Raw genomic sequence first — 19,425 nt, forward strand, 5'->3', positions numbered from 1 at the left:
CAACGCAAACGCCGCGCGCATGAGCAGGACCCTGAGCCAAACCGCCTCGTTCCGGCCCACAACCCCCTTGGCCAGGCAATGAATTGGTGTAGACCCTTGACGCTGGGAATGGTCTAGTCCACGCTCCACCTGGCGGGGTCGCTCAGGAGACGCAGCAACGAGGAGACCTGATGGACAGGGAGCTCAGTACAGCAGGAAGCAGAGGCCGGCCGCCGGCGGGTTCGCGGCGGACCGCTGGTGTGGTGAGTGTGGTCGCGGCAGGGGCTCTGGCTGCCGCGGGCGTGGCGCTGGCGGCGAGCGGGGCGAACGCCGCCGCCGCGAACCTGGTGGCGAACCCGGGGTTCGAGACCGGGACGCTGTCCGGGTGGACGTGCAGTGCCAACAGCGGATCGGTGGTGTCCAGCCCGGTGCACTCCGGGTCGCACGCGCTCAGCGCGACGCCGGCCGGTTCGGACGACGCGCAGTGCACGCAGACCATCAGCGTGCAGCCGAACTCGCAGTACTCGCTGTCGGCGTGGGTGCAGGGCAGCTACGTGTACCTCGGCGCCAGCGGGACCGGCGGCACCGATCCCAGCACGTGGAGCAGCAACGGTTCCTGGAACCAGCTCACCACGTCGTTCACCACCGGGGCCTCGACCACGAGCGTCACGGTCTACCTGCACGGCTGGTACGGCCAGGGCACGTACTACGGCGACGACGTCAGCCTGCTGGGCCCGGCCGGCTCGGGCTCCTCGAGCACCCCGCCGACCACCCCGAGCACGACGCCCTCGACGACGCCGAGCACGACACCGTCGACGCCGCCGACCACACCCACCACCCCGACCTCGTCGACCAGTTCCACTCCCCCGCCCCCGCCGAACACCGGGTTCAACCACCCGGCGTACTTCATGCCGCTGGACAACAGCCCGCAGGCGATCTCGGACATCGTCAACGCCGGCGAGAAGCAGCTGAACCTGGCCTTCGTCCTGGACTCCGGAGGCTGCACGCCGGCCTGGGGCGGCAACGCCTCGACGCCGGTCTCCTCCGACACCGCCGTGCTGGCCGACATCAGCGCGCTGCGGGCGGCCGGCGGCGACGCCGCGGTGTCCTTCGGCGGCTACAACGGCACCGAGCTCGGGTCCTCGTGCGGCAGCGCGAGCGCCCTGGCCGCGGCCTACCAGCAGGTGATCACCAAGTACCAGCTCAAGCACGTCGACTTCGACTACGAGAACACCGCGCTGGACAGCAACACGGCCGTGCGCTTCGGCGCCATCAAGATCCTGGAGCAGAACAACCCCAACCTGGTGGTCTCGCTCACGATCCCGATGACCACGGTCGGCTTCCCGGGCTCGGGCACCGATGAGATCAAGCAGGCGGTGGCGGCCGGCGCGCGGCTGGACGTCGTCAACATCATGGACTTCGACACCGGCCTGACCTCCGGCACCGAGGTCGCCCAGACCGAGGCGATCGCGAACGACGCGATCTCGCAGCTGCAGTCGATCTACGGCTGGAGCAGCGCTCAGGCCTGGTCGCACCTGGGCCTGCAGATCATGAACGGCCACACCGACCAGCCCTCGGAGCTGTTCCAGCAGAGCGACTTCACCGCGCTGCTGGGCTTCGCCAAGGCGAACCACCCGGCGTGGTTCTCGTACTGGTCGGCCAACCGGGACCGGGCCTGCGACCCGAGCGTGCCGCACAACTGGGCCGACGGCGCGTGCTCCAGCGTGACGCAGAACCCCTGGGACTTCACCAAGATCCTGGTGCAGTACACCGGCTGAGCACCGCGACTGAAGATTGGCAGGGCCTCACTGACAGAAGATGTCAGTGAGGCCCTCTTACGGTCGGTCCATGAGCTACCCGACCCCCATCGCCTGGCACGCCGGCACCGACGTCATCGACGGCCGCCAGGTCAAGCGCTACCACATCGCCCGCGACGCGAACCCGATCCGCGAGGACTGGGAGCAGGCCGCGGCCGCACTGATCCCCGGCATGCTCGCCCCGCGCGACGAGACGCCGCCGGCGGCCTTCACCGTGCTGTTCCGCAGCGGCGCGGGACTGCACCTGAACGTCTACAGCTGGTACTGGGACAACGTGATCTACGGACAGTTCGCGACCGGCGGGGTGCCGTTCCTGGGCAGCCCGGACGAGGATCCCGGAAAGCTGGCCCCGGTCACGCCGCCGGTGATCGGCTGCGTGTACGAGCTCGCGGTGCTGGTCCACGAGCGGTCGGCGTGGATCCGGCACATGCTGATGAATGAGAAGCCTGACATGGACGCCTACCTGGCCGACGTGCTGCCGACGGGTCCGGTGGGGCTGCCGGATGTGCCTTCGGGGCTGGCGCAGCTAGCCTGACTCGGTGACCGATGCCGCTGCTTCCGCCGCTGCCGCCGCCGATGCCGCTTCCGCTGCCGCTCCCTGGGTTCTGCCGATCGCGCTGGATGAGACGACGCGGCCGGTACTGCGTCCGCTGCCGGTGCGCGCGGCAGAGCTGTTGCGCGACGTCCAGGCTCCGCCACGGCTCGTCGCGCATCTGCGGGCGGTGCACGATGTCGCAGCGCAGTTGGTCGCCTGGACCGCGAAGCGGGAGCTGCCGATAGACGCGGACGCCGTCCTGTTCGGGGCGGCAACGCACGATATCGGCAAGGCACTGCACCCGGGCGAGCTGTCCGGCCCCGGATCACAGCACGAACCCGCGGGCCGCGATCTGTTGCTGGCCAACGGAATCGCACCGGAACTGGCCAAGTACGCGGCGAACCACTCGACGCTGAGCACCGACTCCACCCTCGACGAGCTGCTGGTGAGCCTCGCCGACACCGTGTGGAAGGGCAAGCGGCGCACCGATCTGGAGGATCTGGTGGTGGCGCGGCTGGCGGCGGAGACCGGACGCGAGGTCTGGGACGAGTTCCTGGAGTTGGACACGCTGCTCACGGAGATCGGCGACGGGGCCGATGAGCGGTTGGCGTACCAGATGGGCTATCCCTTGGGGCCCGTGGCTCCTGGGGCTCCCGTGGTTCAGAAGTAGGTGCGTGCGCCGCCGATGACGTCGTAGTCCTCGTCCACGAGCAGGAACAGGCGCCAGCGGTCCAGCGTCATGCAGGGGTGCGAGACGCCGAGGGCCACCAGGTCGCCGACGGCCAGCGGGCTGGCGGGGTCGACGCGCAGGAAGGCGTGCTGATCGCTCAGGGCGCTGATGTGGGCGGCGGCGTCGAGCTCGACCGGGGTGTCGGTGGCGGCGCGCCAGGCGGCCAGGGGGACCGGGAGGCCCGCGTCGTGGGAGACGTCGCGGCGGCCGGCGTTCAGCAGGACCAGGCCGTTCGCGTGCAGGGGCAGGCCTTTGAAGGAGGCGTCGAGGACTTCCGGTGCGGTCATGCCTTGTGCCCTCGCAGGTAGTCGACGATGTGCACGGCCTTGGTCCGGCTTTGGGATTTGCGCAAGCCGGTCTGGAGTTGGCGCAGGCAGCCGGGGTTGACCGCGATCACCAGGTCGAGGTCCGCGGCCTCGATCTCGGCGATCTTCTTGGCCAGGATGGCTTTGCTCTCCTTCTTGCGCACCAGGGCGTAGGTGCCGGCGGCGCCGCAGCAGGAGCCGGCGGAGGGGAGCTCGACGTAGGTGGCGGTGCGGCCGAGGAGTTCGCGGGGTTCCTTCCAGACGCCGAGGCCGTTGCGCAGGTGGCAGCTGTCCTGCAGGCCGACACGCAAAGGACGTTCACTGACATCAAGGTTCTGCTTAAGCAGCCACTCGGAGGCCTCGACCACGCGCTCGCGCCCGATCACGTCGGCCAGGTGTGCCGCGCAGCCGCCGCTGGTGGTGACGATGGTGCCGGGAAGGCGTTCACCGAGCTTGCGGGCCAGGTCGCGGCCTTGTTCGAGCTCGCCGTTGTGGGCGTGCAGCGCGCCGCAGCAGCCCTGGTCCGGGTCGACGGCGAGATCCGGGTCCAGGGCGGCGATGCCGCGGCTGACCGAGGGGAACAGGCCGCGTTCGAAGCAGCCGAGCATGAGGGTCGGCTGGTCGGCCGCGCCGCTTCGCCTGCGGGCGCTGCGGCGCACGAGGCCGAGAGTCCGCAGGACCCACTTGCGGTTCGCGACCAGCAGCAGCGGCCGCACGATCCACGGCCGCTTCAGGCCGCTCCACTGCTCGTCGCGCCACTCCTCGAGCAGGTGGCCGTACTGGACGCCGGCCGGGCACACCGTCTCACAGGCGCGGCAGCCCAGGCAGAGGGAGGACTCCTCGGCGAGGGTGGCGTCGTCGGGGGCCAGATCGCCGGTTTCCAGCAGGCGCATCAAGGTGATGCGGCCGCGCGGGGACGACTGCTCCTGGCCGGTCATCGCGTAGGTCGGGCACGCCGGAAGGCAGAAGCCGCACGAGATGCAGGCATCCAGCAGGTCCTTGCTGAAGATGCCCTTGGGGCCGCCGTCGCCGGGGCTGGTCTGCTCGGGGCTGGTCAGTTCGGGGCTGCTCTGCTCGGGGCCGGTCTGCTCGCTCACGATCCCAGCTTCCCGGGGTTGAGCAGGCCGAGCGGGTCGAACGCGCCCTTGATCCGCCGCAGCAGCGCCATCTGCTCGGGCCCCAATCGGTGTTCCAGGTAGGGCAGCTTCGCCGCGCCCACGCCGTGCTCGCCGGTGATCGTACCGCCGAGATCCACTGCGTGGTGGAAGATCTCGTCGAAGGCGGCCATCGCCGCCTCGGTGGCAGCCTGGTCGTCCCCGTCGACGACCGCGGTGGGGTGCAGGTTGCCGTCGCCGGCGTGGCCGAAGGTGCCGATGCGGACGCCGTGCTTGTCCGCGGTGGCCGCGACGAAGGCGACCATCTCGGCCAGCTTCGGGCGGGGCACCGTGACGTCCTCCAGGATCGTCATGCTGCCGCTGCGCGCCAGGGCCGGCAGGTTGCAGCGGCGAGCCGCCAGGAGGTCCTCGGCGGCGGCTACGGACTCGGCGAGTTCGATGTGGGTCGCGCGCTTGCCGCAGACCTCGGCCATGCGGGCCACGGAGCGGTCGACCGCGTCGGGCTCGCCGTCGTCGCCGAACAGCAGCAGCGCTCCGGCGTCAAGGCGCAGGCCCAGGTGGGCGAAGTCCTCGACGGCCGCGATGCAGACCGCGTCCATGAACTCCAGGGTGGCCGGGGCGGGGCCGGAGGCGACGATGTCGCGGACCGCCTCGGAGGCGTCGGCCATGGACTCGAAGTAGGCCACGCCGTAGCGGGCGGCGGCGGGGTTCGGGACCAGCGCCATGGTGATCTCGGTGATCACCGCCAGGGTGCCCTCGGAGCCGACCAGCAGGCGGGTGAGGTCGTAGCCGGCGACGTCCTTGACCAGCCGGCCGCCGGTGCGGATGACCTCGCCGTCGGGCAGGACCGCCTCCAGGCCGAGCACGTACTGGCGGGTGACGCCGTACTTCAGGCCGCGCAGTCCCCCGGCGCAGGTGGCCACGTTCCCGCCGACGGTGGAGGCCTCCTTGCTGCCCGGGTCGGGGACGTAGACCAGCCCGACGGCCGCCGCCGCGCGGTTCAGGGCGCCCGCGGTGACGCCGGGCTGGCACACCGCCAGCATCTCGTCGCGGCTGACCTCCGTCAGGGCGGTCATCCGCGTCGTGGACAGCACGATCCCGCCGGACAGCGGCACGGTGGCGGCGCACAGGTTGGTCCCGGCGCCGCGGGTGGTGACCGGGACCCGGTGCCGGGTCGCGATCCGCATCACCCCGGCGACCTCCTCGGTGGTCAGCGGCTGCACCACCACGTCCGGCGCGTGCCGGAACAGCGGCGTGGCGTCGCGCCCATAAGCAGCGAGCGCGCCGGTCTCGGTGAGCACGCGCTCACCCAGCAGGGCCCGCAGATCGGTGATCACCGCGGGAGGGATCTTGGTCATGGCCCCAGCCTGGCAGACCGCCCGCGACCGTGGTCACGGCGGCCACCGATCAGGCGCCGAGCATCGAAAACGCCATCGGTGCGAGGATGGCCGGCATGACATTCCAGGCGGGCAAAGCGGTCGCGGCGGACGGGACCGTGATCGCCTACCAGAGCGCCTGCGCCAACGCCGGCGCCGGCAGCGGCATCCCGCTGGTCCTGCTGGCCGGGCAGTCCAACACCCACCGCTGGTGGGACTCGGCGCGCGCCGATTTCGAGACCGCCGGCTATCGCACCATCACCCTGGACTGGCGTGGCACCGGAGCCAGTGACAAGCCCGACGAGCCTTACAGCACCAGGGGTTTCGCGGCGGACGTCGTGGCGGTCCTCGACGAGGCGGGGATCGAGCGGGCGCAGGTCTACGGCACCTCGATGGGCGGCCGGGTCGCGCAGTGGCTGGCCGCCGACCACCCGGAGCGCGTCGGCGCGCTGGTGCTGGGCTGCACGTCGCCGGGCGGGGCGCACGCGATCGAGCGGGACCGTCCGGTTCGGCAGGCGCTGGCGCAGGCCGATCGCGGTGCGGCCGAACGGTACCTGCTGGAGCTGATGTACACGCCGGGCTGGCTGGCGGCACATCAGGGGCCTTACTACGTGGCCGGCGATCCGGACATGCCCGTCTACGCCAAGGGCCGGCATCTGACGGCCAGCGGCAAGCACGACGCCTGGGACGTGCTGCCGTCGATCACCGCCCCGACGCTGGTGGTGCACGGCACCGACGACGTGTTCAACCCGGCGGCCAACGCCCCGCTGATCGCCGAGCGGATCCCGAACGCGCGGCTGGCGCTGATCGAGGGGGCGCGGCACGCCTACTTCGACGAGTTCCGCGAGGTCGCCGGTCCTGTGGTGCTGGAGTTCCTCGCCAAGCACTGATTCGGGGCAGCGCTCAGGGAAACGACGGCCAACCGCGATAGCCGGCGCCTGGTCGACGGGGCTCGTAGTCGGCACAGAAGAACGTCTCCTGCACGAATCCGCTGCGCTGATCCCACACCTGGAACAGGGCACGCTTGGTTTCCACCGGACGGTATGCGTCCTTCGCGCCGCGGAAACAGGCCATCGTGCCGATGAAGCCCCAGCCGGCGGGGTGGTAGTCGGAGAATGCGCAGGAAATGCACGCCAGGATGCGAACGCCGGCGGGAAGTTGGCGCTGGAGGTCCAGCAGCGCCTGCTCCATGTCTTCATGGCCTTCATGGCCTTCATGAGGCTTTGCGTTTTCCACGTCGCCGGTCGGCAGGCGCAGGGTCAGCACCACGTCCACCCTGAACCCGCGGCGCGGCAGCGGATCGCCCAGCGCCAACCGCGCGTCGAGATCCATCTCGGCCGGTCCGGCATTCGGGAACGCGACACGCACCGGCATTCTCCACTCGAGCGTGATTCGAAGCGATTGCCACGGAGCAGGAGCACAAAGTCCTGACCGTCGTTGACCAGTGTCGTCTCGAATCGGCCCCACCTGTCGGTGACGACCGCGGGGTAGCGTTGCGGCTCGCGGTAGAGGAGTCCATCGGCCATGGCGACCAGTATGGCCACGGCAGGCGGGGTTACGGCGCCCCGGCGGCCAACCGCTCCAGCACCGCCTCGATCCGCGCGGCCGGCACCGGCCTGGAGTAGTAGAAGCCCTGGCCGTAGTCGACGCCGAGGGCGGTCAGCCGGCGGGCCTGGTCCGGGGTCTCGATGCCCTCGGCGGTGACGGTCATGCCGGCGGCGTGGGCCATGGCCACCAGGCTGGTGATCACGGACTCGGCGAAGCCGCCGGCCTCGCTGCCGAGGTCGGCGACGAAGGATGCGTCGATCTTCAGCGAGGTGGCGGGCAGGTCGCGCAGGCGGGCCAGGTTGGAGTAGCCGGTGCCGAAGTCGTCGACCGCTATGCCGATGCCCATGTCGGCCAGGGTGTGCAGGGTGCCGGGGCCGGGCAGGCCGTCGAGGGCGTCGCGCTCCTCGGTGTCCATCAGCGCGGTCTCGGTGATCTCCAGGCACAGGCGCCGCGGCGGGAGGCCGGAGGCTTCCAGGGCGGCGGCGACCTCGTGGACCAGGCTGTAGTCGTGCACCTGGCGGACCGCGACGTTCACCGCGACCGCCGGGCCGTCCGGCCAGGACGCGGCGTCGTGGACCGCGCGGTCCAGGACCCAGCGGCCGAGCTCGACGATGGCGCCGGTCTCCTCGGCGACCGGGATGAACTCCTCCGGCTTGAGCAGGCCGCGTTCCGGGTGGCGCCAGCGGACCAGGGCCTCGACGGCCGGCGGGCGGCCGCCGGCCAGGGCCACGATCGGCTGGTAGTCCAGGAACATCTCGCCGGATTCCAGGGCCGCCGGCAGCGCCTGGGCCAGGGCGTAGCGGTGGACCTCGCGGGCGTTGCGGTCCTCGTCGAACAGGGCGAAATCGGCCTTGCCGGCGGACTTGGCCCAGTACAGCGTGATGTCGGCGGCGCGCAGCAGCTCGGTGGCCTCGGCCCCGGCGGCGGGCCGCTCGACCAGGCCGGCGCTGGCGGTGACGGTGACGGTGTGGCCGTCGAGCAGGACCGGCTGGCGGACCGCTTCCAGGACGTTCTCGATGACCGGGAACACCGACTGCGGGCCCTGGGTGCGCCGGAAGAGGATCACGAACTCGTCGCCCCCCATGCGGGCCACGACGTGGCGGCGGGGGTCGGTGGCGGCCGACAGGCGGTGCGCTATCTCGGTCAGGAGCTCGTCGCCCGCCTGGTGGCCGAGGGTGTCGTTGACGCCCTTGAAGCCGTCCAGGTCCAGGAAGCACAGGCCCAGGCGGTCCTCGGGGCCGGCGCTGCACAGCAGCTCCTCGACCGCGTCCAGCAGCCGGACCCGGTTCGGCAGACCGGTCAGGGCGTCGTGGGTGGCCTGGTGCCGGAGCTGGTCGGTGGCGCGCCGGCGCTCGGTGACGTCCTCGTGCAGCGCGATCACCAGCGCCACGTCGCCGCTGTCGTCGCGCACGGCGGTGGTGCGCACGTGGGTCCACACCACGCCCCCGTCCAGCCGCCGGATGCGGGTGTCGGCCTCGGCCTCGGTCTGCTCCCCGGCCAGCAGGGCGTTGTAGCCGCGCCAGTACTCCCCCGGCTCGGTCGGGTCGATCAGGTTCCTGATGGTGCGGCCGCGCGCGGCGTAGGCGTCGACGCCGAGCATCTCGGCCAGCGCCGGGTTCACCTCCAGCACCTGGCCGTGCTTGTCGGTGATGACGATGCCCAGCGCCGCGTTGCGGAACACGGTGCGGAACCGCGCCTCGCCGGCCCGGTAGGCGGTGAGCACCGCCTCGTGGATGGAGGCCTGCTCGGCCCGGGTACGCTCGCGCAGGCCCTCGGCGAAGGCCGAGGCCAGGCCGGCCCGCAGCGCCGAACGCGTCTCCGGACGCAGATAGGGCGGCAGGTGGCGGTCGATCACCTCGATGGAGGTGGCGACGCAGGCGCCCTGGAAGCAGTGCGCGTCGATGAGGGCGCCGGCGGCCTGCACGCCGATCTTGCGGGCCAGCTCGGGATCGTCGGGCACGGCGACGACCTGCTCGGCCAGCGGAGTGACCACGCGCAGGGAGTGCTCGAAGCCCAGAGGCGTGGCCGCGGCGGCGGACAGGGCCACGGCCCAGGCGCGGGCGAAGGTCTCGGTGGGGCCGATGTCGGAGTCGGCGGCCGAGGGCACGGCGGCCGGCGACGGGGGCGCCAAGCTGGACAAGTCGGCGGTCTCGCGGGCGGCCGGGTCGGTCGTGGTGGCGAAGCGGACGTCCACCAGGCCGGCGATGAGGGGGCGGTCCGGGTGGGAGTCGGGGTCGTCGGCGGCCATGTCCGGAGTTGCTGCGGCCGGGCCGGTTTCCACGGGATCATCATCCGCTGAAGAGGCTGAGGCGCGCGGCGCGGCCGCCCCCTGTGCCCCGCCCGAGCCGGCGCTCCCGCGCTCCCACACCTCGGCGTCATGCGTCCCGGCCAGGCCGGATCCCGGGTCGGACCCTCCGACCCCGGACTCCGCGTACCGTGCCACGGCCTTCCCGCCTCTCGCCGCGGGCCGTCAGCCGGCCGCGGGCTTGGTGCCCACGGCGGCGTAGGAGGCGTAGCGGACGTGGTCCAGGTCGGTGCGGCGGCTCTCCTCGGGGTCCGGGCGCCACTGCTGCACCTGCACGACACCCGGCTCCAGGATCGTGAAGCCGGCGAAGAGGTTCTCGATCTCCTCGCGGGTGCGCCAGTACATGGGCTCGGGGGACTTGGTGTTCCACATCTGGAGCATCTCGATGATCTCGCCGGCCTGGCCGTCGTGGGAGGCGTGCTGGACGACCAGGAAGCTGCCCGGGGCGACGGCGTCGCGCAGGGTCGCGACCAGGGCGGCGGGGTCGTCGGCGTCGGAGACGAAGTGCAGCAGGGAGCACAGCAGGACCGCGACCGGGCGGTCGAAGTCGATCAGGGCGCGGACCTCGGGGTGGTCCAGGATGGCGCGCGGGGAGCGGGCGTCGGCCTGGATGAAGGCCGCGTCCGGGTCGGCGGCCAGCAGGGCCCGGCCGTGGGCGACGGCGACCGGGTCGTGGTCGACGTAGACCACGCGCGCGCCGGGGACCGTCTCGCGGGCGGTCTCGTGGACCGGGCCCATCGTGGGCACGCCGGCGCCGATGTCCAGGTACTGGTCGATGCCGGCCGCCGCGGCGGTGCGGACGGCGCCCTGCAGGAACATGCGCACCTGGCGGGCCAGGTCGGGCATGTCCGGCTTGAAGGAGATGGCCTGCTCGGCCACCCGGCGGTCCACCTCGAAGTTGTGCGATCCGCCCAGGAAGTAGTCCCAGACCCGGGCCGAGCTGGGCTGGTCCAGGTTGATGGAGGCCGGCGCCCATTCCGGTCTGCTGTCGCTCATGTCTGGAACCTTCCGGGGGGTGGGGGTCCCGCGGGTGGGGGCGGGTGCTCTCGGTGGTGCCCGGACGGTCGCGGCCGGGCCGGGCCGCTCGGCCGGGCACCACGTCAAGACGCTGATCTACATGTTAATCATATGTCCGGCAAGCCCGTGGACAGCTTCCTTCACCGCCTCGCCGAGCGTCGGGTGGGCGTGGATGTTGCGGCCCACTTCGTGGACCGTCAGGTCCCACTGCTGGGCCAGCGTGAGCTCGGGCAGGAGCTCGGTCACCTCAGGGCCGATGAGGTGCGCGCCGAGCAGCTCGCCGTACTTGGCGTCGCTGATCACCTTGACGAAGCCGACCGCGTCGCCCAGGCCCGCGGCCTTGCCGTTGGCGCTGAACGGGAACTTGGCGACCTTGACCTCGAAACCCTCCAGCCGCGCCTGCTCCTCGGTCCAGCCGAAGCTGGCGATCTGCGGCTGGCAGTAGGTGGCGCGCGGCACCATGACGAAGTCGATCTCCATCGTCTCGGCCCCGGCGATGGTCTCGGCGGCCACCATGGCCTGCGTCTCGGCCACGTGCGCGAGCATCACCTTGGCCGTGACGTCGCCGATGGCGAAGATGTGCGGGACGTTGGTGCGGCCGCGGCCGTCGACCGCGATCGCGCCGCGCTCGGTGAGCGCCACGCCGGTCTTGTCCAGGCCGTAGCCGTCGACGTTCGGCGCGAAGCCGATCGCCTGCAGCACCTTGTCGGCCTCCAGCACCTGCTGGGCGCCGTCCTTGCCGGTGACGGTGACGCGCACCTTCGGGCCGGAGTCGTCGATGGCGTCGACCCGGGTGCCGGTGAGGACGTCGATGCCCAGCTTGCGGTACTGCCGGGCGAGCTCCTTGGAGACCTCGATGTCCTCCAGCGGGACCATCCGCTCCAGGAACTCCACGATCGTGACCTTCACGCCGTAGCTGTTCAGCACGTAGCCGAACTCCACGCCGATCGCCCCGGCGCCGGCGATCACGATGCTCTCCGGCAGCGTGGCGGACAGGATCTGCTCTTCGTAGGTCACCACGCGCTCGGAGAGCTGCGTCCCCGGCAGCAGCCGGGTGCGCGCGCCGGTGGCGATGATGCAGTGGTCGAAGGTGAGGGTCTCGGTGGTCCCGTCGGACTTGGCGACGCTGAGCGTGTGCTGGTCCAGGAACGTGCCGCGGCCGTCGTACTCCTCGATCTTGTTCTTGCGCATCAGGTAGTGGACGCCCTTGACCCGGCCGTCGGCGACCTGCCGGCTGCGCTCGAAGGCGGCGCCGTAGTCGAAGGTGATCGGGCCGTTCGAGGAGATCCCGAAGGTCTTCGCCTCGTGCTGGACGATGTGCGCCAGCTCAGCGTTGCGCAACAGCGCCTTGGAGGGGATGCACCCGACGTTGAGGCACACCCCGCCCCAGTAGCGCTCCTCCACAACGGCGACTTTCTTGCCCAGCTGGGTCGCTCGGACCGCCGCTGTGTACCCGCCGGGCCCCGCGCCCAGGACGACGACATCGAAATGCGTGCTCATGGCTCCGACTCTAACCGCCGGGACGTATGGCACGCCCGGTGGCCGGTGGAGCTGTGGGACTTACGGAATTGAAAACCCGCTGGTCCAGGAGTTGTCAGCGGTCGCGGCGCCGGTCAGGCGGCTGGGCTGACCGACGCCCGTCCGGCCTTCAACGCGGCCGCGACCGTGACGCACCGCCGGGCCTGGTACCGCGCGGCCTCCAGCGCCACCTCGCCGGGTGCGCCTTCGCCGGCGACGTGGGAGGTGCCGTAGGGGTTGCCGGACTTGAACTGGATCGGGTCGGTGTAGCCGGGCGGCACCAGGATGCCGCCCCAGTGGTAGAAGGTGTTCGCCAGGGCCAGCAGGGTCGATTCCTGGCCGCCGTGGGCGGTGTTGGAGGCCGTGAAGGCCGAGTAGACCTTGTCCGCGAGCAGGCCCTGGAACCACAGCGGCCCGGTGGTCTCCAGGAAGGCCCGCAGCTGGCTGGCGGGGTTGCCGAAGCGCGTCGGGGCGCCGAACAGGAGGACGTCGGCCCAGGTCAGGTCCTCGTGGGTGACGTGCGGGGTGGACGCGGTGGCCGCCAGGTGCCCGGCCCAGTCCGGTCTGGCGTCGATCGCGGCCCGCGGCGCGGTCTCGGCGACCTTGGCCAGCCGGACCGTGGCACCGGCCTTCTCGGCCCCCTCGGCGGCGGCCTCGGCCAGGGTGCGGATGGTGCCGGTGGCGCTGTAGTAGACGATCGCGACGTTGATGGGTTCCATGCCCGTTCGACGAAGCGGCGGCCGAGAATGTGAGGCGGCGGGTCCGGCCTCACATTCCGGTGGGCTGCGTCGTCGGAGCAGTGGCGGAAGGAGCCATCGATGTCATCGCAAGCCCCGCTGGGCGCGGTCGTCAGCGAACGGCGGCACCTGCTCAACCTCGCCTACCGGCTGCTCGGTTCGCTGGCCGACGCCGAGGACGTGGTGCAGGAGACGTACGTCCGCTGGTACGCGCTCTCGCGTGCGCAGCAGGAGGAGATCGCCGCGCCCGGTGCCTGGCTGACCACGGTCGCCGGCCGGATCTGTCTGGACCAGCTCGGCTCGGCGCGCGCCCGGCGCGAGCGGTACGTCGGGCAGTGGCTCCCGGAGCCGCTGCCGGGCCGGTCGGAGTGGGTGAGCGTGGGCGCGGCCGCCGTCGACCCGGCGGACCGGATCACCCTGGACGAGTCGGTGACGATGGCGTTCCTGGTGGTGCTGGAGGCCATGACGCCGGCCGAGCGGGTGGCCTTCGTGCTGCACGACGTGTTCCGCTACCCGTTCGCCGAGGTCGCGGAGATCGTCGGGCGGTCGGCGGCGGCCTGCCGACAGCTGGCGACGTCGGCGCGGCGGCGGGTGGAGGCGGCGAGCGCGCCAAGCGCGGCAAGCACGGCAAGCAGGGCATTGACGACGGCATCGGATGCGAACGTGGTGCGAGCGTTCAAGCGCGCCTGGTCCGCCGGGGACATCGAAGCGCTCCTGGCCGTGCTGGCCCCCGACGCGGTCGCGACCGGCGACGGCGTCGGTGTCGTGCACGCTGCGCCGGAGCCGGTGGTCGGCTGCGAGGCGGTGGCGCGGTTCTTCGCCGAACGCTCCGGGACTCCGGGCCTGGCGCTGACCGAGGTCGCGGTCAACGGACAGCCCGGCCTGGCGGCGCAGGTCGACGGAGTGACGGTGTCAGTGCTGGCATTCGCGGTCGACGACGGCCGGATCTCGCAGGTGTGGGCAGTGCTGAACCCGGAGAAGCTGCGGCCTTGGGCCGACCAGTGAGGTGTCTGCCGACCAGTGAGTGTCTGCCATCCCCGCCCTGCCCGGGGCGGATACCTTGGGCACCGTGTCAGAACTGATCACCACCCCGGCCGGCGACGCCCGGCTCACCCGCTTCCCGACACCGGCGCGCACCAAGCGCCGCGCGGTCCTGGCGCTCGGGCACGGCGCGGGCGGCGGGGTCGAGGCCGCCGACCTGCAGGCGCTGGCGGCGGCGCTCCCGGCGTCCGGCATCGAGGTGGTGCTCGTCGAGCAGCCCTGGCGGGTCGCGGGCAAGAAGATCGCGGCGGCGCCGAAGACGCTCGACCTGGGGTGGGTGCCGGTGGCCGAGACCCTGCGCAAGCGCGCTCGCACGACGCCGTTCCTGGTCGGCGGGCGCAGTGCCGGGGCGCGGGTGGCGTGCCGGACCGGGCTCGAGACCGGCGCCGCCGGTGTGGTCGCCCTCTCCTTTCCGCTGCACCCGCCGGGCAAGCCGGAGAAGTCGCGCGCCGAGGAACTGCTCGGCTCCGGGCTGCCGACGCTGATCGTCCAGGCCGGCGCCGACACCTTCGGGACCCCGGCGGAGTTCCCCGAGCTCCCGCCGACGCACCGGCTCGTCGGGCTGCCGGCCGGCGACCACGCGTTCAAGGTGAAGAAGACCGACCCGCCGGTGCTGGACGCGGTGGTGGCCGCGGTCACGGAGTGGATCGAAACGCTGCTGCGGTAAGGAGTCCTCTAGAGTCTTGGGTATGGACCAGCCCCGCGCGATGCTCTTCGATTTCTCCGGCACCCTGATGCACTTCGAATCGGCGGAGAACTGGGTCCGCGCCGTCACCGACCAGGCCGGGCTCGCCCTGGACGAGGGCGAGGTGGAGCACTGGGCCACGCGCCTGAAGGAGTCCGGAGCCTGGTACGGCGCCTATCCGACGTATGTCCCGGACCATCTCGCGGCGCTGTATGAGACCCGCGACCTGGACGCGCCGCACCACCGCGCCTGCTACATCGGCCTGATCCGCGAGTCCGGTTGGCCGTGGGAGGAGTTGGTCGAGGCGCTGTACGAGCGCAGCAACTCTCCCGAAGCGTGGGTGCCGTATCCGGACGCGCTGGAGGCCGTGAGCGAGGCCAAGGACCGGGGCCTGGCGACCGCGCTGATCAGCAACATCTCCTTCGACATCCGGCCGCACCTGAAGCACGCCGGGCTGCTGGACCTGCTGGACGCGGTCGTGCTGAGCTACGAGGTCGGCATGGTGAAGCCGGACCCGAAGATCTTCCAGCTGGCCTGCGACACACTGGGCGTGGACCCGGCGTCGGCCGTCATGGTCGGCGACAACGCGGCCGACGACGGCGGGTCCACGCTCGGCGTGCGCACCTACTTCGTCGATCTGGTGCCGGTCGAGCAGCGGCCGGACTCGTTGATCAACGTGCTGCGAGAGGTCACGGCTTCGTAGCCGGTTCCTGGCCGGCCGTGCCCGTGCTCGTGCCAGTGCCCGCTGAAGCCTCGCCGGGCTTGCGCACCGAGCGCAGCAGCACCTCGGAGACGTCCGCGACCCGCACCGCCTCGTCGGCCTTGCCCTGCTGCTTGCGGGTGGCCACGCCGTCGGTGAGCATCACGATGCAGTAGGGGCAGGCGGCGGTCACCAGGTCCGGCGAGGTGCCCAGGGCCTCGTCGGTCCGGGTCTCGTTGATCCGCGAGCCGATCGTCTCCTCCATCCACATCCGCGCGCCGCCGGCCCCGCAGCAGAACGACTTCTCGCGGTTGCGCGGCATCTCGGTCAGCTTCACGCCGGGGATGGTGCCCAGGATGTCGCGCGGGGCGTCGAAAACGCGGTTGTGGCGGCCCAGGTAGCAGGGGTCGTGGTAGGTGACCGCGACGTCCACCTCGCCGGCCGGCATGATCGCGCCCTCCTTGATGAGCTTGGCCAGCAGCTCGGTGTGGTGCACGACCTCGTAGTGGCCGCCGAGCTGCGGATACTCGTTGGCCAGGGTGTTGAAGCAGTGCGCGCAGGTGACGACGACCTTCTTGGCGCCGGCGGCGTTGAGCGTCTCCACGTTCTGCGAGGCCAGTTCGTGGAACAGGAACTCCTGGCCCAGGCGGCGAGCCGCGTCGCCGGTGCAGGTCTCCCCCGAGCCCAGGATCATGAACTCGACGCCGGCCTCGTGCAGGAGCTCGGCGACGTTGCGGGAGGTCTTTTTCGCGTTGTCGTCCAGGGAGCCGGCGCAGCCGACCCAGAAGAGGTACTCGACGTCGTCGGGGATGCGCTCCTCGCCTCCCGCGCCCAGGACCCGGACCTCGAAGGGCAGGCCGGCCGTCCACTCCAGGCGGGCCTTGGCGCCGCGGCCCCACGGGTCGCCGTTCTTCTCCAGGTTGCGCAGCATCGTGCCGGCCTCGCGCGGGAACTCCGCCTCGATGAGGACCTGGTAGCGGCGCATGTCGACGATGTGGTCGACGTGCTCGATGTCCACGGGGCACTGCTCGACACAGGCCCCGCAGGTGACGCAGGACCACAGGATGTCCGGGTCGATGACGCCGTTGACGTCCGCGCCGCCGACCAGCGGGCGCTGGGCCTCGGCGAAGACGTCGACGGCGGTCGTCTCCAGGGCGGCCTTGGCCTCCTCGCCCTCGGCCAGCAGGTACGGAGCCTTGGCCAGCGCGTGGTCGCGCAGGCTCATGATGAGCAGCTTCGGACTCAGCGGCTTCTCGGTGTTCCAGGCCGGGCACTGCGACTGGCAGCGGCCGCACTCGGTGCAGGTGGCCAGGTCCAGCAGGCCCTTCCAGGTGAAGTCCTCGATCGCGCCGCGGCCGATCTTGTCGTCCTCGCCCGGGTCCTCGAAGTCCACGGCCTTGCCGGCCGAGTAGACCGGCAGCAGCGGGCCCAGGGCGCGGGGGCGGCGGGAGAAGGCGATGTTGAACGGGGCCAGGAAGATGTGCAGGTGCTTGGAGTGCACGACCAGCACCAGGAAGCTCAGGACCACGCCGAGCGAGAGCAGCAGGCCGGCGGTCTCGAGGACGTCGTTGCCGGTCTTGCCGGCGCCGTGCAGCAGGTGGCCGGCGGCCTGGCTGGCGAACGCGCCGTGCGGGAAGGGGAAGTTCCCGGTGTTGATCTGCGCGCCCCGGTAGAGCAGCAGGGTCCACATGACGTTGAAGATCATGAAGAGCACGACCCACGCGGCGGTGGTGTGCGAGCCGAAGAAGCGGGACCCGCGGCCGGCCTTGTCGGGGTTCTGCCGCAGCCGGATCACGGCGAAGGCCAGCAACCCGGCCAGGACCGCGACGATGAAGAAGTCCTCCAGGAAGCCCAGCCAGGCGTCGGTGCCGATGAGCGGGATGTGGAAGTCCCGGTCGAACAGCGCGCCGAAGCCCTCCACGATGGTCGCGCCGAGGATGACGAAGCCCCAGAACACCGCGAAGTGCGCGGCGCCGGGACCGGACCACTTCAGCAGCTTGCGCTGCCCGAAGACCTCGGTCACGACGGCCCACAGCCGCCGTCCCGGCTGGTCTATGCGCCCCGGCTCTGCCGGCTGCATCGTGCGGCCCAAGCGATAGAGCATCAGCACACGGCGTCCGGCCAATGCGAACGCCGTGAGCGTGATCGCCGCGCCGATGATGAGTCGTACAGCCACAGGGGCCTCCGTTCATTGCGAGGGGAAGGTGGAACGCCTTTCGATTTCTGCGAGCAGCGCGGGCAGGATTTCGCGGGCGTCGCCGACGACACCGAGTGCGGCGAGCTTGAAGATCGGCGCCGCGGGATCGTCGCCGATCGCGACGACGGTCTTCGCGCCCTGCATCCCGGCGCGGTGCCGGACCGAGCCGGAGACACCGCAGGCCAGGTAGAGGCGAGGGTTGACGACCTTGCCGGTGATGCCGACGCGCGCCTCGGCCGGGATCCAGCCGAGCTCGGCGGCGGTGTGCGAGCCGGCCAAGGCGCCGCCGAGCGCTTCGGCGACGTCGGCGAGGACGGCAAAGGTGGACTGCGAGCCGATGCCGCGGCCGCCGGCGACGACGATGTCGGCGTGGTCCAGGGCGGGGCATGCGGCGCGGGGCTTGGGGGTCGCGGCTATGCGCGGAGCGCGGACTTTGGAGGGCTCGACGGCGATGGTGTGGAGAATCGGGGCCGCGGGACTCGGCTCGGGAACGGCGGCCTCGGGACGGACGGTGATGATCGGGGTGCCGCGGACGACGGTCGACTCGACGAGGTGCGAATCCGCGAGGCAGCGCTGGACGGCGACCGGGCCGGAGCGGACGTCGACGGCGTCGGTGATGATGCCGGAGTCGAGGCGGATCGCCAGGCGGGCGGCGGTTTCCTGGCCTCGGCGGGTCGCGGCTATGAGGATCGCGGCGGGATGGAGATGCTGCGCCACTGCTGCCAGGAGGTCGGTGTCGGTGCCTCGTTTGGATTCGCTCATGCCCCGCTGCTCAGGCAGCGCAGAACTGTCCGGGCACCAGATCTCCGTAGCGCCATAGCGCCCCAGAACCCTGATCTCCTCCTCATCGGGCGCGTCCGCGCACACCGCGACCGGCTCCCCCAGCCGCCGGGCCAGCGTCAGCAGCGCGCACGCCGAGCGCGCCACCGTGCCCGCGCGCGCGTCGCGGTCGACGAGCGCCACCACTTTCGCCATCCGGCCTCCTTGCCGTGATGTCGGTCGTGCGGTCGGTTGTGCGGTCGGTCGTGCGGGTCAGAGGAACTGTCGGAGGGTCAGGAAGTCGGCGATCCGGGCGGCCGCCGTGGCGGGGTCCCCGGTCACGGTCGTGGTGCGCTCCTCGGCGCGGGTGACGCCGGTGACCTTCGTCGCGGCGGCGGCCAGGCCGACCTCGTCGGCCCCGATGCCCAGATCCGCCAGGGACCAGGTGCGGACCAGCTTCTGGCGGGCGTCGGCGACGGCCTCGAAGCGGGGGTAGCGGGGTTCGCCGCTGCGGTCGGTGACCGAGACCACGGCGGGCATCGCGGCGGCCAGGTCCTCAGTGCCGGCGCCGTCCTCGCGGGTGGCGAAGAGCATGTCCTCGTCGGTGCGCACGGAGTCGCAGCAGCACAGGGCCGGCACGCCGAGGCGTTCGGCGAGCATCGCCGGGATCACCGACATCGCGGAGTCCGTGGAGGCGGTGCCGCACAGGACCAGGTCGAAGCCCAGGCGGCGGCAGGCGGCGGCCAGGACCAGGGAGGTGGCCGGGGCGTCGCTGCCGTGCAGGGCGTCGTCCAGGACGTGCACGCCCTCGTCGGCGCCGCGGGCCAGCGCGGAGCGCAGCGCGCCGGAAGCTCCGGACGGGCCCATGGTCAGGGCGGTGACCTGCACGTCGAGACGACGGCAGGCGATGCGCGCGGCCTGCTCGACCGCGTATTCGTCGGCGTCCTGCAGCCGGCAGCGCACCGCCGACCGGTCCACGGTCAGATCCCGCCCGAACGTCACCTCCGCCATCGCTTGCGGGACGTGCTTGGTCAAAACGACGATCTTCATCCCACACCTCG

At 71.6% G+C, this 19,425-nt stretch carries 18 protein-coding genes; 7 read left to right on the forward strand and 11 right to left on the reverse strand.

Going from position 1 to position 19,425, the window contains the following annotated elements:
- The first annotated feature begins 242 nt into the window (after positions 1-242).
- The 3 genes from ABIA35_RS27645 to ABIA35_RS27655 all read left to right on the forward strand — a co-directional run bounded on the left by ABIA35_RS27645 (position 243) and on the right by ABIA35_RS27655 (position 3,001).
- Positions 243-1,757, forward strand: a complete 1,515-nt coding sequence (locus ABIA35_RS27645; protein ID WP_370359842.1) for a carbohydrate binding domain-containing protein — start codon at positions 243-245, stop codon at positions 1,755-1,757.
- A gap of 70 nt (positions 1,758-1,827) precedes the next feature.
- The gene (locus ABIA35_RS27650) at positions 1,828-2,331 is read left to right on the forward strand and encodes a hypothetical protein (protein ID WP_370341631.1); all 504 of its coding nucleotides are present in this window, start codon (positions 1,828-1,830) and stop codon (positions 2,329-2,331) included.
- A gap of 70 nt (positions 2,332-2,401) precedes the next feature.
- Positions 2,402-3,001: an HD domain-containing protein gene (locus tag ABIA35_RS27655; RefSeq protein ID WP_370359916.1), complete on the forward strand. Its 600-nt coding sequence runs from the start codon at positions 2,402-2,404 to the stop codon at positions 2,999-3,001.
- On the opposite strand, the gene ABIA35_RS27660 is transcribed toward ABIA35_RS27655, so the two are convergent.
- Genes ABIA35_RS27660 through ABIA35_RS27670 form a run of 3 tightly spaced genes read right to left on the reverse strand, consistent with a single transcriptional unit; the run spans position 2,992 to position 5,839 of the window.
- A complete protein-coding gene (locus tag ABIA35_RS27660) occupies positions 2,992-3,348 on the reverse strand; it encodes a hypothetical protein (RefSeq protein WP_370341633.1) in 357 nt (118 codons plus the stop codon). The two genes, ABIA35_RS27655 and ABIA35_RS27660, sit on opposite strands and share 10 nt — an antisense overlap.
- Complete coding sequence (locus tag ABIA35_RS27665) at positions 3,345-4,463, reverse strand: (Fe-S)-binding protein (RefSeq protein WP_370359843.1); 1,119 nt, start codon at positions 4,461-4,463, stop codon at positions 3,345-3,347. Before ABIA35_RS27665 ends, ABIA35_RS27660 begins: the two co-directional genes overlap by 4 nt.
- Positions 4,460-5,839, reverse strand: a complete 1,380-nt coding sequence (locus tag ABIA35_RS27670; protein WP_370359844.1) for an FAD-binding oxidoreductase — start codon at positions 5,837-5,839, stop codon at positions 4,460-4,462. Before ABIA35_RS27670 ends, ABIA35_RS27665 begins: the two co-directional genes overlap by 4 nt.
- Positions 5,840-5,934: 95 nt before the next feature.
- Here ABIA35_RS27670 and ABIA35_RS27675 point away from each other — a divergent pair, with 95 nt between their 5' ends.
- Positions 5,935-6,747, forward strand: coding sequence for an alpha/beta fold hydrolase (locus ABIA35_RS27675; RefSeq protein WP_370359845.1), 813 nt, complete (start codon positions 5,935-5,937; stop codon positions 6,745-6,747).
- 13 nt (positions 6,748-6,760) lie between these two features.
- Here the strand turns inward: ABIA35_RS27675 and ABIA35_RS27680 are convergent, their stop codons facing one another.
- From ABIA35_RS27680 to wrbA, 5 genes are all read right to left on the reverse strand, one after another.
- On the reverse strand, positions 6,761-7,324 hold the full coding sequence (locus tag ABIA35_RS27680) for a DUF6304 family protein (protein WP_370359846.1): 564 nt from the start codon (positions 7,322-7,324) through the stop codon (positions 6,761-6,763).
- An 88-nt stretch (positions 7,325-7,412) separates the two neighbouring features.
- On the reverse strand, positions 7,413-9,686 hold the full coding sequence (locus ABIA35_RS27685; RefSeq protein WP_370341639.1) for a putative bifunctional diguanylate cyclase/phosphodiesterase: 2,274 nt from the start codon (positions 9,684-9,686) through the stop codon (positions 7,413-7,415).
- Positions 9,687-9,875: 189 nt separating this feature from the next.
- Positions 9,876-10,706, reverse strand: coding sequence for an SAM-dependent methyltransferase (locus tag ABIA35_RS27690; protein WP_370359847.1), 831 nt, complete (start codon positions 10,704-10,706; stop codon positions 9,876-9,878).
- 117 nt (positions 10,707-10,823) lie between these two features.
- A complete protein-coding gene (lpdA, locus tag ABIA35_RS27695; RefSeq protein WP_370359848.1) occupies positions 10,824-12,227 on the reverse strand; it encodes a dihydrolipoyl dehydrogenase in 1,404 nt (467 codons plus the stop codon).
- 113 nt (positions 12,228-12,340) lie between these two features.
- On the reverse strand, positions 12,341-12,964 hold the full coding sequence (gene wrbA, locus ABIA35_RS27700) for an NAD(P)H:quinone oxidoreductase (RefSeq protein WP_370341643.1): 624 nt from the start codon (positions 12,962-12,964) through the stop codon (positions 12,341-12,343).
- A gap of 99 nt (positions 12,965-13,063) precedes the next feature.
- Between wrbA and sigJ the strand changes: the two genes are divergently transcribed.
- The 3 genes from sigJ to ABIA35_RS27715 all read left to right on the forward strand — a co-directional run bounded on the left by sigJ (position 13,064) and on the right by ABIA35_RS27715 (position 15,411).
- The gene (gene sigJ / locus ABIA35_RS27705; protein WP_370341645.1) at positions 13,064-13,987 is read left to right on the forward strand and encodes an RNA polymerase sigma factor SigJ; all 924 of its coding nucleotides are present in this window, start codon (positions 13,064-13,066) and stop codon (positions 13,985-13,987) included.
- A gap of 64 nt (positions 13,988-14,051) precedes the next feature.
- Positions 14,052-14,690: an alpha/beta family hydrolase gene (locus ABIA35_RS27710; RefSeq protein ID WP_370341646.1), complete on the forward strand. Its 639-nt coding sequence runs from the start codon at positions 14,052-14,054 to the stop codon at positions 14,688-14,690.
- 22 nt (positions 14,691-14,712) lie between these two features.
- Entirely contained in the window at positions 14,713-15,411 is a 699-nt protein-coding gene (locus tag ABIA35_RS27715) for an HAD family hydrolase (RefSeq protein ID WP_370341647.1), read from the forward strand.
- Here the strand turns inward: ABIA35_RS27715 and ABIA35_RS27720 are convergent.
- From ABIA35_RS27720 to ABIA35_RS27730, 3 genes are read right to left on the reverse strand one after another with little or no spacing between them, the layout of a single operon-like run.
- Complete coding sequence (locus ABIA35_RS27720; protein WP_370359849.1) at positions 15,398-17,584, reverse strand: (Fe-S)-binding protein; 2,187 nt, start codon at positions 17,582-17,584, stop codon at positions 15,398-15,400. The genes ABIA35_RS27715 and ABIA35_RS27720 overlap by 14 nt on opposite strands.
- A gap of 12 nt (positions 17,585-17,596) precedes the next feature.
- Complete coding sequence (locus tag ABIA35_RS27725) at positions 17,597-18,580, reverse strand: electron transfer flavoprotein subunit alpha/FixB family protein (protein WP_370359850.1); 984 nt, start codon at positions 18,578-18,580, stop codon at positions 17,597-17,599.
- 57 nt (positions 18,581-18,637) lie between these two features.
- Complete coding sequence (locus tag ABIA35_RS27730) at positions 18,638-19,414, reverse strand: electron transfer flavoprotein subunit beta (protein WP_370359851.1); 777 nt, start codon at positions 19,412-19,414, stop codon at positions 18,638-18,640.
- Positions 19,415-19,425: the final 11 nt, after the last annotated feature.

The sequence above is a fragment of the Catenulispora sp. MAP12-49 genome, assembly GCF_041262705.1.
In the GTDB taxonomy this organism is placed as follows: domain Bacteria; phylum Actinomycetota; class Actinomycetes; order Streptomycetales; family Catenulisporaceae; genus Catenulispora.

Excerpts from the sequence above, each read along its gene's own strand:
- ABIA35_RS27650 (WP_370341631.1), top strand. The coding sequence starts at position 1,828 with ATGAGCTACCCGACCCCCATCGCCTGGCACGCCGGCACCGACGTCATC.
- ABIA35_RS27660 (WP_370341633.1), bottom strand. The coding sequence starts at position 3,348 with ATGACCGCACCGGAAGTCCTCGACGCCTCCTTCAAAGGCCTGCCCCTG.
- ABIA35_RS27670 (WP_370359844.1), bottom strand. The coding sequence starts at position 5,839 with ATGACCAAGATCCCTCCCGCGGTGATCACCGATCTGCGGGCCCTGCTG.
- ABIA35_RS27675 (WP_370359845.1), top strand. The coding sequence starts at position 5,935 with ATGACATTCCAGGCGGGCAAAGCGGTCGCGGCGGACGGGACCGTGATC.
- ABIA35_RS27690 (WP_370359847.1), bottom strand. The coding sequence starts at position 10,706 with ATGAGCGACAGCAGACCGGAATGGGCGCCGGCCTCCATCAACCTGGAC.
- lpdA (WP_370359848.1), bottom strand. The coding sequence starts at position 12,227 with ATGAGCACGCATTTCGATGTCGTCGTCCTGGGCGCGGGGCCCGGCGGG.
- wrbA (WP_370341643.1), bottom strand. The coding sequence starts at position 12,964 with ATGGAACCCATCAACGTCGCGATCGTCTACTACAGCGCCACCGGCACC.
- sigJ (WP_370341645.1), top strand. The coding sequence starts at position 13,064 with ATGTCATCGCAAGCCCCGCTGGGCGCGGTCGTCAGCGAACGGCGGCAC.
- ABIA35_RS27715 (WP_370341647.1), top strand. The coding sequence starts at position 14,713 with ATGGACCAGCCCCGCGCGATGCTCTTCGATTTCTCCGGCACCCTGATG.
- ABIA35_RS27725 (WP_370359850.1), bottom strand. The coding sequence starts at position 18,580 with ATGGCGAAAGTGGTGGCGCTCGTCGACCGCGACGCGCGCGCGGGCACG.
- ABIA35_RS27730 (WP_370359851.1), bottom strand. The coding sequence starts at position 19,414 with ATGAAGATCGTCGTTTTGACCAAGCACGTCCCGCAAGCGATGGCGGAG.